We start from the raw sequence: 14,009 nt of genomic DNA on the forward strand, positions 1-14,009 counted from the left end.
ATCGCTCGTTGTGTTGGTCAAAAAGTTATTCTGAAAAACTAAATAAAAAATCCTTTGTTTTGACCTTGTTAGGGTGCGAAATGTGAGTTAAAATGAAAGTGCAACCAACCATTAAAAAGGAGGGATTTTGTCGAAAAATATTTTTTGGACACCCCTGAGGGGCCGAAAAGCCTTGATAGATCAACATTTCTAGAGGGAGGAAGATGATGAAGAAACTGTTCTTGTCTATTATGTTGTTATTTTCATTCACTGTTCCTGCATTTGCCAAAACCACATCTCCTTCATTAGTTTTAAAAGTAAATAACGTTCAACTAAATGCAAAAGAAGGAACGCCGTTCGTATCGAATGGAACCACTTATGTTCCTGTTAATGTGATTGTTCAAAAAATGGGGGATAAGGTGACATGGATAAAGTCTCAAAAGAAATCCATCATTCAAAAGAAAAATAAAACGGTGATAAGCATTAAGGCGGATCAAACTTTTGCGGTGTTTAATGGGAAAGTGGTTCCGTTAGTGACCAAGAAGGTAAAAGGAAAAACCGTTAATGCCAATATCAAAGCGTTGTATAAAAATAATGTACTTTATGTTCCTGTACAGTTCGTTTCGGCTTCTCAAGGTCTTGGTTATCCAATAAAAATCGCTAAGGAAAGCAGTAAGACGGTTATCTATGTGGGAAAAATCCCTACATCCTCAAAACCTTCTAAACCTAATACGAATACTCAACAATCATCTGGCAAAAAGTATCCTGACGGTTGGGTAGCACCAGTGTTGAAATCTTCTTGGACTCCTAACAACGAAAAAAACCGTCAAATCCTTGAAAGAGAACTTGGATTTGAAAATGGAGTTTATTATCACATTTCTGGTCAACCTTTCGCAATTACGATTTATAACAATTGGAGTAATTGCGAAGTTATGATTGCATTTAGCATGTGGAGAGACGAAGCAATTCCACAATCCTATAGAATACCTATTGTTTCTAAAGAGTTGTTTAAATTCTATTTTGGAAAAGATGCAGATAAAGTGTGGAATTACTTCAACAGCGGATACGTTCCAGACCGATTCACTGCAAACGGTAGAACGGTAAAAGCAGAAAATAATCCTGTGGATGGTAGACTTTATCTTTATATAGGATATCCTAACAAACCATTTTAAAAAACAAGAGGAATCTCTTTTTTTGATTTTCTAACTGTAGATGAGCAATTTTCATAACAATAATTACCATGTAAAAAGAAACAAACAGGGTACCCCTTATGCCACATGAAGCTGTTTTTTAACGACATCAATGGGAATATCTTGTTTCGCTGCATCGTAAATAAACTCCACGAGGCTATGTCCTTTTCTCTTGCGCAAGAGATCGAGCCCATCAGAAAAATCGCTGTTCGACTCGAATAGGCTGTACACGTAAGCAAGCTGCACCAAGATCCAGTAGCGTTTCACCGCCCGACGTTGACGAACGCGGTACCCATCGAGCTTCAGCTGGTCTTTCGCTTGTCGAAAAAAGCATTCGATCGACCAACGCTGGGCATAGTAGCGCAAGATCTCTTCATCGCTTAGCTCCCGGTCGGTGCTCAAGACGCAGTGAAGATGTTCCGATGTCATCGGCTGATTGGCTTTCCAAGCGAGCAGCACCATCGCATGGTCGAGACCGTTGAGCGCTCCTTCGTAACGATAGACGCGATAATGCTCTTCTCCCACCGTGACGAGGTGAGTGTCATTCGGTTCGATGGAGCGGGCCAACTGCTTCGCTTGGACGGCAACGCCGTTCGGATAGAGAATCCGGTTCGTCTTGAGCATCGCGATGACGTGGAATCCTTTTTTCAGACAAGCTTCCACGAGCGCTTTCGATGGATACCACGAATCCATCAGCACATAAACGGGACGGCGTACATCCAACGAAGAAAGCATCTCGATCGCGAGTTCCCCTTTGCTTTTTCCCGCCGTCTTGTCATAGAGGCGGAAGGCAAAGGGAAACGCCTGGGTTGCAGTATGAACCATGAACCAAACAAGAGAATGGCCCCAAATCGATTTTTTCTCTGAGTGAGAGAGTAGTGCCAATCACATCCCTGAATCGCGTGTGTTGCCCGTGACGAAGGCTTGGTTTTTTGGCAAATCGTATCATCGATCGAAACAAACAAGGGTTGATTCTCCTGTTTGGCGATGCGTTCGACACGACGAAGGATCCACTGCTGGAGTTTGCGAAGCAGTGTCTCTTCCTCCCACGGACTTTTCGTGAAAAAATGGCTGAGTGTCGTGCGGTGGTTCGGATGAAAGCTCCCATGATGAAGATCGGTCAATGTTCCCGAAAAGCCCTTCGTGATCATCGCATCCACGATATGAACGAGATGCTTCATAACAGGTTTTGAAAAATAAAGGGTCAACCCCAACATCGTGAAAAACTTGTGAATTCCTTGATGATGTGCTAATCTATTCATGAGACATGAACCTCCTTGTGAATGGTTTGTTAGCACATCTATTCTAACCAAGGAATCGGGTTCATGTCTCCTTTTTTGTTTCGATGTAAATTTATGTTAGTGATTTTGCTCATCTACAGTTTCTAAATAAAAATCTAAATACTAGAAAAACTAAAGCGACAGAAACAAAAATAATAAGAACTGAAGAAGCCTGAAAAAAGAAATCACCAATTCCCATTTTCTATTCCCCCCATTTCTTGATTTAATTTACAATACATAAAGATTATAACATATTGAATTTAATTAATCGTTAATTTTTCTGATAAATCGATGATGTATAAAAGTTTGTGTAAAGCATTTTGCTAGAACAAAAGAAAAAAGGTAGGGTATTCTCTGATTTGGACCACAACACATTCCAGAGAAAGGAGAACCCTACCTATGTCTAAAAGTATATCGAATGTCGACTGGGCAAATCAACTGGAAAGTGTCATTCGTCAGTTTGTAAAGGAAAAATTAGAACTGATCATGCGGGAAGAAATCAAGAATTTCCTCGAAATAGAACACGATGTAATAAATTTAAAATATATTTCGAGTTGTTAACTCTCTGAACCTCCCGATGGCTAAAGCCACGGGGTTCTTGTGTACTATAGAGCTTCTTCCATACCTTCGCATGGATACTGACTCTAATTCCACAAGACTTTCATGGGCAAACACCTCACTGGTGCTTATCGCCCTGTGCGCCCGATTCAAGACGTTGGATTTTTCTTCTCTATAAGAGTAGTATACCATCTTTGACTACGTCAAAGCAATCGGTTCATCCCATGTCTAAAGACGGGCTACACCCTGCATGGGCTTTCTCCGATTGTACTTGTAAAAAAGAATAAGGACACAAGAATTATAGCCCCTATTTTCATATTTACGATTAAGTATCAAAATTGGTGCAATAAATATATGCTATCTCCCATGGGAGAACGGAAATTCTTCTTTAATCTGTGGTGCCGCGAAGCGATGGGCTAATGGGATAGTTTAGTTGAAAAAGGGGAGAATTGTACATGGAGACAGAATATTACAAGTAAAAAGCTTTCGGGGGAAGTGTGAAGATGAAAATTGAAGATATAGATAATGATTTACCAACACTCGAAACTGAAGGACTTTAGAAATTATTTGCAATTGACAATATAAACTGTAATCATTATTATTACAGTTAGGAGGAAGGTTCATTATGAATAGCGATTTTTCGATTGCCGTTCACTGCGTCGCTTACCTGGCCCAAAAGCAAAGCCAACGAGTGACCAGTGAAGACATTGCCCAAAGTGTTTCTGTCCACCCAGCAAGATTAAGGAAAATTTTGAGCATATTAAGGAAAGAAAATATTATTACTTCTAAAGAAGGGGCAAAAGGCGGATTCTCTTTAAACGATTCACCGGAACATATTACGTTAGACAAAATATTTAAAATCACTAGTGAGGAAACGCTTGTACCGAAATGCCCTGATTCCAATGAGAATTGTCCAATAGGCAGAAACCTATCAAATATACTCATTCGCGTTTTTCACAATGCGGAAGAACACTTTTTAAATTATTTAAAAGGTGTAACGATCAAAGATATCATTGATGAAATCAATAGTAGTTAGGTTTTCATGCCTGAAACAAAAGTACGACTAATGCTTTTATGTTAGTTGTGCTCCATCAATTTTTTTTAAACATAACTGTAACAAAAAATATTTCAGTTTAAGAAGGTGAATAAGGTTGAAGAAAAAACGGGTTGTCGTTGGAATGTCGGGTGGGGTTGATTCCTCTGTGGCAGCCTACCTTTTAAAACAAGAGGGGTATGACGTAATCGGTGTATTTATGAAAAATTGGGATGACACTAATGACGATGGTGTATGTACAGCAACGGAAGATTACGAAGATGTTAAGAGAGTTGCCAATCAACTCGGGATTCCTTATTACAGTGTGAACTTCGAAAAAGAATATTGGGATCGAGTATTTACGTACTTTATAGATGAGTTGAAACGGGGGCGAACACCAAATCCAGATGTTTTATGCAATACAGAAATTAAGTTTAAAGCGTTTGTTGACTACGCTCTTTCACTAGATGCTGATTATATCGCGACAGGCCATTACGCAAGAATCAGCAGAGAAAATGGCCAAATCGCCTTATTGCGTGGAAAAGATCCCAATAAAGATCAAACGTATTTTCTTAGCCAATTAACAGCAGAGCATTTGTCAAAAGTCCTGTTTCCTATTGGAGAATTAACGAAAGATGAAGTACGAAAAATCGCTCAAGAATTGAACCTTGTTAACGCCAATAAAAAAGATAGTACAGGAATCTGTTTTATTGGAGAAAGAAATTTCAAAAGCTTTTTAAAGAATTATTTACCGGCACAGCCCGGAGAAATTCGTTCTCTAGATGGAGAAGTGCTAGGTACTCATGATGGGTTGATGTACTATACGATTGGCCAACGAAAAGGACTTGGAATCGGTGGAAAAGGAACAGGGGAACCTTGGTATGTCGTCGATAAAGATTTAGAAAACAACGTTTTACTCGTCGCTCAAGGTAAAAATCATCCTGCTCTGTTTTCTACCGGTCTTATTGCATCGAACATTAGCTTTATTAACGGGGATGTTCGTCCACGTACATTTGCATGTACAGCTAAATTCAGATACCGTCAAGAAGATCAGAAAGTAACCGTTCATATTCGTCCGAATGGAACGGCTTTTGTGGAATTCGAAAAACCAGTTAAAGCCGTTACTCCAGGACAAGTAGCGGTATTTTATGACAATGATGTTTGTCTTGGCAGTGCGATTATTGACGAAGTGATAAAAATGGATGCTTCAACTGCCACTGCGGCATCTTAAAACAATACACTATTTGACTATAGAATGACACCCTGTATGCACGCTATCTTGTCAGGAATAATAAGTGCTGTGATAAGGAATAAATCTCGGGGAATTTTATCGGCTATCATACAAAGAGTAACTACAAAACATCATACTGAATCATCTTTAAGATATTTTATGTTTTGATGGAACGTTTTTCTAGATACAACGAAATTAAAAAATAATTGGAAGGTAGATGTGAAATGGAAAAATTTAAAAATCACAAAGGGTATTCACGCATGTATCAAGAAAACAAACTAACTTTAGGATTGTTCTTTCCGATTGAATCGTATATGGGCGATGTCCCTGAGATGAATATAGAAAAACAAATGAAGTTAGCCAAACGAGCAGAAGAACTCAATTTCGCTTCATTATTTGTGAGAGATGTACCGTTGCGCGATCCTAATTTCGGGGATGTCGGGCAAATATATGACCCGTTTACGTATTTAGGGTATGTTGCTGCCAACACAGAAAAGATTGCCTTGGGAACGGGAAGTATTATTTTAACATTGCGCCATCCTCTTCATGTCGCAAAAGCGGCGGCTTCTGTAGACAGATTATCTGGTGAAAGACTTATTCTCGGTGTCGCAACAGGTGACCGTCCAATCGAGTTTCCAGCATTCTCTGTGAATCCAGAAGATCGGAGCGAATTATTCCGAGAAGCAATTGGTGTCATGAAAAAAGCATGGAAAGAGCATTTTCCGACCATTGACTCTACACGAGTTCATCTAGCTAATGGAGATCTTTTACCAAAACCGAAATTGTCAGACATCCCATTAATGGTGACAGGTCACAGTGGACAGTCTCCTGAATGGATTGCTGAACATAGTGATGGATGGATTTACTATCCACGTGCACTCAAATTTCAAAGAGCATTAATCGAGAATTGGCGTTCGTTAACAGAGGAATTTAAGCCATTTACCCAATCGCTTTATGTTGATTTGGCGGAAGACCCATATCATGTACCAATACCGATTCATCTTGGATTCCGTACGGGCCGCGTTTTCCTTATCGAATTTCTTGAAGCTTTACGAGATGCAGGTGTGAACCATGTCATCATCAACTTAAAATATGGCCAACGCCCAGTAGAAGAAGTGATCGAAGAATTAGGTGAATTTGTGCTTCCACACTTTCCGGCTTTATCATGATGAGGACAATCCATTTGGTTGATAACCTTTAAAGACGTAAATATAAGAAAGGGAGGATGCGTATGAAAGTTTTGGTCATTGGCGCCAACGGAAAAGTAGGCCAACAAGTGGTGAGCATGCTTCATGCGCATGAGCGGCACACCGTTCGTGCAATGGTTCGAAAACAAGAGCAATTGGAGGCTTTTCAGAAAAAAGGAATTGAAGCGGTACTCGCTGATCTTGAAGGTACTGTCGATGAAATTGCCGAAGCAGCCAAAGGCTGTGACGCGATCGTATTCTCCGCCGGTTCAGGTGGACACACAGGAGCGGATAAGACATTGCTTGTCGATTTAGACGGTGCCGTAAAAGCGATGGAAGCTGCAGAAAAAGTCGGAATTAAACGATTTGTCATGGTGAGCTCATTCCAGGCCCACAACCGTGAGAACTGGCCAGAAAACCTCAAACCTTATTATGTCGCTAAACATTATGCTGACCGTATGTTAATGAATAGTGGTTTAAATTATACGATTATTCGTCCTGGATATCTTCTTAATGAAAAAGGCACAGGGTTGGTTGCTGTAGCAGAAAACTTAAATGTCGGGAGCATTCCACGTGAAGATGTAGCAAGAACAATCGTTCAATCTCTTGATGAACCAAATACGTATAAAAAAGCATTCGATTTAATGTCGGGGGATACAGAGATTGCGGAAGCATTGAAATCACTGTAATGAAGCATTCATCCGAAGGGAGAATTTAGAAACATGGCTTACAAATTTTATGCAATGGAAATAGATACGTATAAAAGAGTGAACCTTATGCGGCAAGAGTTCGGCATTCCACCGGACTCTTGCCGTATTTTGTTTATATTCGTTTTTCGTTATAGTTGGATAAAGATGAGATAAATAAGGGATACATAACAGATATCAGCTTCATCGAATTGAAGCTCCAATCATGCTTCTAATGATAAATTTTAGGTTCATCACCCAATTTTGTGATTTAGTGGCAAAAAAGAGAAAGCACTGACGAGATCCTGGCAATAATGTTAGCGGTGAAATAAACATTAGGGAGGTCTCGTAAGTGCTTTCTATATCACTAGGATTGCCAGAATTTAAAGTGATTAAACACGAACTTCTTTCCTATGGTTATGCGATTCATGTAGAGAAAACAGAGACACAGGAACGTTGCCCTCATTGTGGGTTTGCCACTTCCTCTGTCCACGACAGACGGACAAGAAAAGTACGGGATTTGGCGATTTTCCATCAACCGGTGTACTTGTTCGTATTCGTAAAGGTAAAGTGCTATCGGTGCTGGAATTGTTCCCAAGTGTTTTCCGCCTCTTTGGAATCGATTCCACCCAATCAACACTACACCAATCGATTTGGTGAGTACTTGCATGAACTTTGCGAAGGCTCCACCATTCAAGAGGTTAGCCGAAAGCACCGCATCCCATATACGACATTGGAACGCATTTATTACTCCATCGCATCGAAAAAAGCAAAAGAGCGTCAAACAGCGATAGAAGCATCTTCTCAAGAAGGAATGGTGCTTAGTTTAGATGAAATCGCGGTAAAAAAGGGACATCAGTATGAAACTGTATTGATGGATGCCAGAGCCGGATCGGTCATGGGAATGCATGCCGATCGCCAATGTAACTCCGCCGTTAACTTGTTGAGCCAAAATGGACTGTCGAAAGAAATGGTCCAAACGGTGATTCTTGACATGTGGGAACCTTATCATAAGGCGGTTCGCGCCCTGTTTCCATCTGCTTCGATTGTCATCGATAAGTACCATGTGGTTCAAAAAGTGACACAAGCCTTGGATCAAGCAAGAAAGGAATTTTCTCCATTGAAAAAGGCTCGATATCTTCTCTTAAAAGGCTGTGAAAAGCTTCGTAAGGACCAACGGCTTCGATTAGACGATATCTTGGAGGAGTATCCGGTACTTTCCATTGCTTATTATCTGAAAGAGTTGTTTCGGGATTTTTACCGAACCGATGGATATAACGAAGCAAAGGAACGCTTAGAAGAATGGATTGGGTTAGCCAAACAGAGCCCTTTTGCTTCTTTTCAGGAAGCAGCCAACACGCTTGAAAGGTGGAAGGAGCCTATTCTTTCCTACTTTTTGTGCCCATATACGAATGCCCGAATCGAGGGGACGAATCACAAGATCAAAAACATCAAACGCCGGGCATATGGCTATCGAAATCTAGAACGGTTTCGTTTGCGTGTATTTCTGGAGTGTACAGGGAACACTACAGGTAGTCAGGCTGCTTAAGCGCTCCATTCTACCAACTTCGTGGTCTGTATGCGGAAGAAGGATCCTGACTGATGGACCTATTTCATCCAGCTAACATGTCTCTAGGATTGAGTAGAAATCACAGAAAATGGTGAAGACCCAATATGTGTATATCTTACATTGACTGGGCACGCTTCGCGGCCACTACTGGTTAAATTTGGTTGTAGTGGGGGAAGCGTATGGGATGCACCGTGGATCTCTGCATCGCTGATGATGACGAACCCTCCCATGTCTCTTGGCATCCTTGTGCCTACATTCCTTCGTTCGGTCTAGTCATCAGGCAGAGGCCGGCTAAGCTCCTTTAGGGACTCAAGGTCGAATGGATGATATCGCGCCAGCTTCTCCGTGTCATCCTTGTTGTCTAGAGAATCGAGACTATAGGCATCAAGCAGCCGTTTCGAGGCCAAAGATGTCCTGCATCATTCGCTTCGCATCGAACGCTTGGTGCTTCGTACATACAGCGTGCAATACCTTCAATAATTTTCCGCATAACACCACAATCGATTGCTTCTTCCGCAACGGATTATCAGGACGTGTCGTGTAATAGTCGTGCAGCTGCCGAAACGCTTCGTTGTGGCGGATCATCGGCATCATCACCCGGAACAGAAGGGCGCGCAACCGCCTTCTTCCACGCTTCGAGATCCGTTTTTGCCCTTTGTGTTGGCCGGAGGAATGTTCCCGCAGCGTCAGGCCCGCTAATTTGATAAGCTGCCGCGGATCCTGATAATGGGAGAAACTCCCGATCTCTGATAACAGTTCTACGATGGTCGCATCGCCTAAGCCCGGAACGGTCTTCAACCATTCCATTCGTACTCGACCGATGTCTGTACGAGTTCGATCAGCTGCTCTGTCAGTGCCTCGATTTCTTCTTCCAGTTGGCGGTACCGGCGGACAAGCGTGGCAATTTCGATACGGGCCATCTGTTGTCCTTCCGTTACGCCAATGGAATGTTGGGCCAATTCCATCAACTTCTTCGCTTTCGGTTTTTGTGGCGATTGTAATCCCTCACTTTGCCGGTAAAGGGCCAGCACCTCTTCCAGCTCTTTTCCTGCCAGATCACTCGGAAATGGCGTATATTCCAGCACCGCGAGCGCCATTTTCCCAAATGACGGGAAGACTTGGGAAAACTCCGGAAAATATCGATCAAGCCAGCGAATCATTTGATTTCGAATCGCTCCCTGTTCTTCCACCAATTTGGAGCGAAATGTCGCTCCAACGCGCAGTTCGGCCTCCATCCCTTTCAGAATGCGCGGATAGCTGAATCGTCCGTCTTTCACTAACCGGGCAATGACGAGCGCGTCTTTCGCATCATGCTTGGTTGGAAGATTGTCGTCCAGCTCTTTGGAGCGCTTCGCGTGCATCGGGTTTGTCATGACGAGAGGAATGCCCTTCTTGTCAAGAAAGTAAGCGAGATTGAGCCAATAATGTCCCGTTGGCTCGATGCCAACGATCACTTCCGTTTTTTCAAATTCCTCCATCGCTTTCACGATGCACTGGTACAACCATTCCAACCCTTCTCTGGATTGCGGAACGGGAAACGATTTTTTCAGCACCCTCCCTCGCTCATCCACAAAGCAGGCGTAATGCTTCTTTTTCGCGATATCCATGCCAACGACGAGCGTTTGATCGGTGACTTGATTAATCTTCTTGTTTGAGATAGAATTCATGTATAGTCCTCCTTGGTATCCAAATTAGGGGTCAATTCATCCGATTGACACCCCCGAATCATACCAAGAGGGCTTTTTTTATTCAAGTCCCCGAAAAAACTTCTAACAGGAATGCTCCTTAAAAATTGTTCTATACATAACATACTTAGGTCTGTTATTTAACATATTTTATGTATCTTCAAAGAAAACAAAATATTTGGTGAACAGTACGACGAAAATGTTCAATAACGTTATTTCAAAATATAAAACTCAATAGATGTTCCACCATATAATCCGAATATCTTATTTTTTTATATAATTCCGAAATTAACGTTTCCACCACTTAATCCGAGGAACCGAATTAAATAAATAATAGGGTGGTATCTATGGGAGAGATACAAACAAAGCAATTTATGACTAAGAGCGGTAAAAAATTTGTAGTAAGAACTGCTTTGCCCAGAGATGCAGATAAAGTGGTAACATTTATCAAAACCGTTATCTGTGAAGCACCTTATTTACTTACTACCGAAGCAGAATTTAAGGTAACAAGTGAACAGCAAAAACAATTGTTGTAGCAAATGCTTGATGACAATGGAAAATTGGCTATTTTAGCTGAGTATGATGGAGAAATTATTGGATTTTTAGATTTTCATAATGGACATAGGCAGCGAATAAAACATCAAGGCTCTTTTGGTATGAGCGTTAAAAAAGATTTCAGAAACCAAGGAGTAGGCAAAGCATTGCTAACTGTGTTATTAGATTGGGCAAAGGAAAACCCTTTAATTGAAAAGGTTTGTCTTGAAGTATTTGCTAACAATACGAGTGCCCTTCGTTTATACAGAAATTTTGGGTTTGTGGAAGAAGGTCTTAAAACAAAAGCGATTAAGATAGATGAACAGACTTATTATGACTTGATCTTAATGGCTTATTTTGTGAATTAGTTTCAAGTGTTCTTCAACTCTTATGGAAGAGCGAATTAACTTCGTCATCTGTGGCGAAGCTCGCTTCATGGGTGGCTAAGGGGTAGGATGGTTGAAGGAGCAAGGAATTTAATCTTAAGTCAAATAATATTAGTCAAAACGTGAGATTAAACAAAAGGGGATGGGGAAATGATTGTTCTTGAGACACAAAGGTTGATATTAAGACAATATGAAGATGAAGATATAACTCCTCTACATAGTATTTTTTCTGACCCAGAAACCATGAAGTTTTATCCAGCTCCCTTTAGTATTGAGCAAACTCAAGACTGGATTAAACGAAATCAAGATAGATATCGGAATGATGGTTATGGATTATGGGCGGTTTGTTTGAAGGAAACGAATGAATTGATCGGGGATTGTGGTCTTGTTAAACAAAAAATAAATGAGGGTATAGAAGTGGAGATTGGATATCACATTAATAAAAAGTATTGGTCAAAGGGGTTCGCAACAGAAGCAGCTAAAGCGTGCAAGGAATATGCGTTTGATAAATTGGGTTTAAATAAGCTGATCAGTATTATTGATCCAAGAAATGTTCCATCCATTCGTGTGGCAGAGAAGATTGGTTTCATTAAGGAAAAAGAAGTATTTATTTTCGGTAAGAACCATTATATATACTCGGGATTTAAAGAAAGTAACGAAGGGTTATTGAACGAATGGTGCGATAGTTAAATAAAATATGTACAAAAAGCTGCCTTATCATCACAAGGTGGCTTTTTCATCGGTCGAAAATCAACCATTAACGATAATAGAGCCTTTTAGAAAAGGGATAATAACATGGATTGTTGAATTCTGTAAGATAGGGGGTGGATCTATGTTGCAAAAGTTGTCGCTGACAGGAAAAAGAATATTTCTGCGGACACCAACGCACGATGATTTGCCAATTCTGTATAACCTGATATATGGTGTGGAGAATCCAGAATGGAAAAAGTACGATGCTCCTTATTATCCGCTTGAATTTTGTACCTTTGAAAAGTTTTCTAAGAAAATGGAAGAAAGAATGAATGTTACGGATGTACCAAGTCAAATGATTATAGAATATCAAAGTCAAATTATAGGTATGGTTAGCTATTATTGGGAGGATAAACGTACACGATGGCTTGAAATGGGAATCGTCATATATTCTCCTGAACATTGGAATGGTAGATTTGGAACAGAAGCATTATCTCTATGGATTGACTATCTCTTTGAAAATCTACCCATTGAGAGAGTGGGTCTGACGACTTGGTCTGGAAACCCACGAATGATCAGATGTGCGGAAAAATTGGGAATGCGATTAGAAGGGAGAATGAGAAAATGCCGCTACTATAATGGCGAATACTATGATTCCATTCGGATGGGTATTCTTCGAGAGGAATGGGATGAGTTTAAAAAGAATAATCCCTTATTCAATTCCCATGGAAGAACAAATTAATTTCCATCATCTGTGGTGAAGCTTGCTTTATGGTTGGCTAACGGGTGCGATACTTCAACAAGAGGGTATCGCTTTTTTTATTGAACTAACAGGGTAGTTTATTTTAAGAAGGAAAACTATTTAGAAATGAGGAAATAATTCAATAATAACATTAAATGAAGGAGGAATCGTATGGAAATTAGAAAAGCTACTTCTAATGATATTCCTGAATTAGCATCTTTAATGGAGCAACTTGGTTATCCAACCTCTGTTGAACAGATGAGAATTAGATTTAGTAATATTGAATCAAACCCAAGCTATCATACTTTAGTTGCTGAATATGATGGAAAAGTTGTTGGAATGATTGGATTATGTACTGGGGTTTTTTATGAATTGGATGGTTCTTATGTTAGAATCGTAGCTTTAGTTGTAGATTCTAACTATCGTAGCAAAGGTATAGGAAGAAAGTTAATAGAAGAAGCAGAAAGTTGGGCAAAAAGACAAGGAGCTATCAGTATTGGAGTAAATAGTGGAAATCGTACAGAACGTTTAACTGCTCATCAATTTTATATTAATATGGGTTATGAACAAAAAAGCATTGGATTTGCAAAGAAGCTTATTTAACTATCCTGAAAATTAATATTTTCATTCTTTTGATGGTGCCGTATAGATACGGCATGGTTATCTCCCATGGAAGAACGAATTAACTTCCATAAATGTGGTGAAGATCGCTTCATGGGTGGTTAACGAGTGCTTTACTAAAAGTGCGTAAAAGAGAGAGAACTATAGAAGCGATTGTTGAAGAACAAAAAAACACTTGAGTCTAAAAATTTTCCGAGAGTTTTTGCTTGCTTACCACATGCTCAATTTTATTTAGTACAGAATAATTTATGAATTCCCAATAATGCAGAAAAAAGCAAGAAAAATTATTGACCTAAAATGAGATCATTTATATAATATCCATAGTCAGCACGATAGCTCGGGTCGTTTTCGGTAGTAATTGATCAAAGAGTGAGAAAATGAAAAGAACCCTTGATACACAAGTTTTTTCAATAATTGAGGGGAATGCACGGTTTCATAATCGACTCAAAATCGTGTGGGCTTTACCCGTGTGGGTTCGACTCCCACCATCGACACTGGAAATTAGGAAAAGGATTTAGGGACAAGGGATTCCACTTATGTGGAATTCCTTGTTTTTTTATTTGCCGAATACGATTCCATGTTAGAGATCTTTCACGAGAACATCCGCTGGAAGCCCACTGCTTTAGCTGTGGAAGGA

At 40.2% G+C, this 14,009-nt stretch carries 11 protein-coding genes and 3 pseudogenes; 12 read left to right on the forward strand and 2 right to left on the reverse strand.

The annotated features are described in order from the left end of the window. Nucleotides 1–203 precede the first annotated feature (203 nt). Nucleotides 204–1,151, forward strand: coding sequence for a copper amine oxidase N-terminal domain-containing protein (locus FNL97_RS03145; protein WP_143415026.1), 948 nt, complete (start codon nucleotides 204–206; stop codon nucleotides 1,149–1,151). Nucleotides 1,152–1,247: 96 nt separating this feature from the next. Here the strand turns inward: FNL97_RS03145 and FNL97_RS03150 are convergent. Beyond that, nucleotides 1,248–2,431: pseudogene (locus FNL97_RS03150) on the reverse strand (IS701 family transposase). 417 nt (nucleotides 2,432–2,848) lie between these two features. Between FNL97_RS03150 and FNL97_RS03155 the strand changes: the two are divergent. The 6 genes and pseudogenes from FNL97_RS03155 to FNL97_RS03180 all read left to right on the forward strand — a co-directional run. After that, a pseudogene (locus tag FNL97_RS03155) lies at nucleotides 2,849–2,971 on the forward strand (IS256 family transposase); the annotation flags it as partial. A gap of 661 nt (nucleotides 2,972–3,632) precedes the next feature. Next, nucleotides 3,633–4,043: an RrF2 family transcriptional regulator gene (locus FNL97_RS03160; protein ID WP_015374305.1), complete on the forward strand. Its 411-nt coding sequence runs from the start codon at nucleotides 3,633–3,635 to the stop codon at nucleotides 4,041–4,043. Nucleotides 4,044–4,158: 115 nt separating this feature from the next. Continuing rightward, the gene (gene mnmA, locus FNL97_RS03165) at nucleotides 4,159–5,271 is read left to right on the forward strand and encodes a tRNA 2-thiouridine(34) synthase MnmA (protein ID WP_089098047.1); all 1,113 of its coding nucleotides are present in this window, start codon (nucleotides 4,159–4,161) and stop codon (nucleotides 5,269–5,271) included. 224 nt (nucleotides 5,272–5,495) lie between these two features. Next, nucleotides 5,496–6,440, forward strand: a complete 945-nt coding sequence (locus FNL97_RS03170) for an LLM class oxidoreductase (RefSeq protein ID WP_062678782.1) — start codon at nucleotides 5,496–5,498, stop codon at nucleotides 6,438–6,440. A 62-nt stretch (nucleotides 6,441–6,502) separates the two neighbouring features. Next, nucleotides 6,503–7,147 carry an SDR family oxidoreductase gene (locus FNL97_RS03175; protein ID WP_015864901.1) on the forward strand — a complete coding sequence of 215 codons (645 nt, stop codon included), beginning with the start codon at nucleotides 6,503–6,505 and terminating at the stop codon, nucleotides 7,145–7,147. Between the two features lie 349 nt (nucleotides 7,148–7,496). Continuing rightward, on the forward strand, nucleotides 7,497–8,693 hold the full coding sequence (locus tag FNL97_RS03180; protein ID WP_143415027.1) for an ISL3 family transposase: 1,197 nt from the start codon (nucleotides 7,497–7,499) through the stop codon (nucleotides 8,691–8,693). 405 nt (nucleotides 8,694–9,098) lie between these two features. Here the strand turns inward: FNL97_RS03180 and FNL97_RS03185 are convergent. Then, nucleotides 9,099–10,381: pseudogene (locus FNL97_RS03185) on the reverse strand (IS110 family RNA-guided transposase). 365 nt (nucleotides 10,382–10,746) lie between these two features. Here FNL97_RS03185 and FNL97_RS18280 point away from each other — a divergent pair. The 5 genes from FNL97_RS18280 to FNL97_RS03205 all read left to right on the forward strand — a co-directional run bounded on the left by FNL97_RS18280 (nucleotide 10,747) and on the right by FNL97_RS03205 (nucleotide 13,354). Next, nucleotides 10,747–10,935: a hypothetical protein gene (locus FNL97_RS18280; RefSeq protein WP_286173471.1), complete on the forward strand. Its 189-nt coding sequence runs from the start codon at nucleotides 10,747–10,749 to the stop codon at nucleotides 10,933–10,935. A gap of 3 nt (nucleotides 10,936–10,938) precedes the next feature. After that, the gene (locus FNL97_RS03190; RefSeq protein WP_286173472.1) at nucleotides 10,939–11,301 is read left to right on the forward strand and encodes a GNAT family N-acetyltransferase; all 363 of its coding nucleotides are present in this window, start codon (nucleotides 10,939–10,941) and stop codon (nucleotides 11,299–11,301) included. 168 nt (nucleotides 11,302–11,469) lie between these two features. Continuing rightward, complete coding sequence (locus FNL97_RS03195; RefSeq protein WP_042382828.1) at nucleotides 11,470–12,009, forward strand: GNAT family N-acetyltransferase; 540 nt, start codon at nucleotides 11,470–11,472, stop codon at nucleotides 12,007–12,009. 142 nt (nucleotides 12,010–12,151) lie between these two features. Then, nucleotides 12,152–12,751 (forward strand): GNAT family N-acetyltransferase, encoded by a 600-nt coding sequence (locus FNL97_RS03200; RefSeq protein ID WP_023633402.1) that lies wholly within the window; start codon nucleotides 12,152–12,154, stop codon nucleotides 12,749–12,751. 171 nt (nucleotides 12,752–12,922) lie between these two features. Continuing rightward, nucleotides 12,923–13,354 (forward strand): GNAT family N-acetyltransferase, encoded by a 432-nt coding sequence (locus FNL97_RS03205; RefSeq protein WP_023633403.1) that lies wholly within the window; start codon nucleotides 12,923–12,925, stop codon nucleotides 13,352–13,354. The last annotated feature ends 655 nt before the right edge of the window (nucleotides 13,355–14,009 follow it).

The sequence above is a fragment of the Geobacillus sp. E263 genome, assembly GCF_007197795.1.
Lineage (GTDB): Bacteria > Bacillota > Bacilli > Bacillales > Anoxybacillaceae > Parageobacillus_B > Parageobacillus_B toebii.

Excerpts from the sequence above, each read along its gene's own strand:
- FNL97_RS03145 (WP_143415026.1), top strand. The coding sequence starts at position 204 with ATGATGAAGAAACTGTTCTTGTCTATTATGTTGTTATTTTCATTCACT.
- FNL97_RS03160 (WP_015374305.1), top strand. The coding sequence starts at position 3,633 with ATGAATAGCGATTTTTCGATTGCCGTTCACTGCGTCGCTTACCTGGCC.
- FNL97_RS03170 (WP_062678782.1), top strand. The coding sequence starts at position 5,496 with ATGGAAAAATTTAAAAATCACAAAGGGTATTCACGCATGTATCAAGAA.
- FNL97_RS03175 (WP_015864901.1), top strand. The coding sequence starts at position 6,503 with ATGAAAGTTTTGGTCATTGGCGCCAACGGAAAAGTAGGCCAACAAGTG.
- FNL97_RS18280 (WP_286173471.1), top strand. The coding sequence starts at position 10,747 with ATGGGAGAGATACAAACAAAGCAATTTATGACTAAGAGCGGTAAAAAA.
- FNL97_RS03190 (WP_286173472.1), top strand. The coding sequence starts at position 10,939 with ATGCTTGATGACAATGGAAAATTGGCTATTTTAGCTGAGTATGATGGA.
- FNL97_RS03195 (WP_042382828.1), top strand. The coding sequence starts at position 11,470 with ATGATTGTTCTTGAGACACAAAGGTTGATATTAAGACAATATGAAGAT.
- FNL97_RS03200 (WP_023633402.1), top strand. The coding sequence starts at position 12,152 with ATGTTGCAAAAGTTGTCGCTGACAGGAAAAAGAATATTTCTGCGGACA.
- FNL97_RS03205 (WP_023633403.1), top strand. The coding sequence starts at position 12,923 with ATGGAAATTAGAAAAGCTACTTCTAATGATATTCCTGAATTAGCATCT.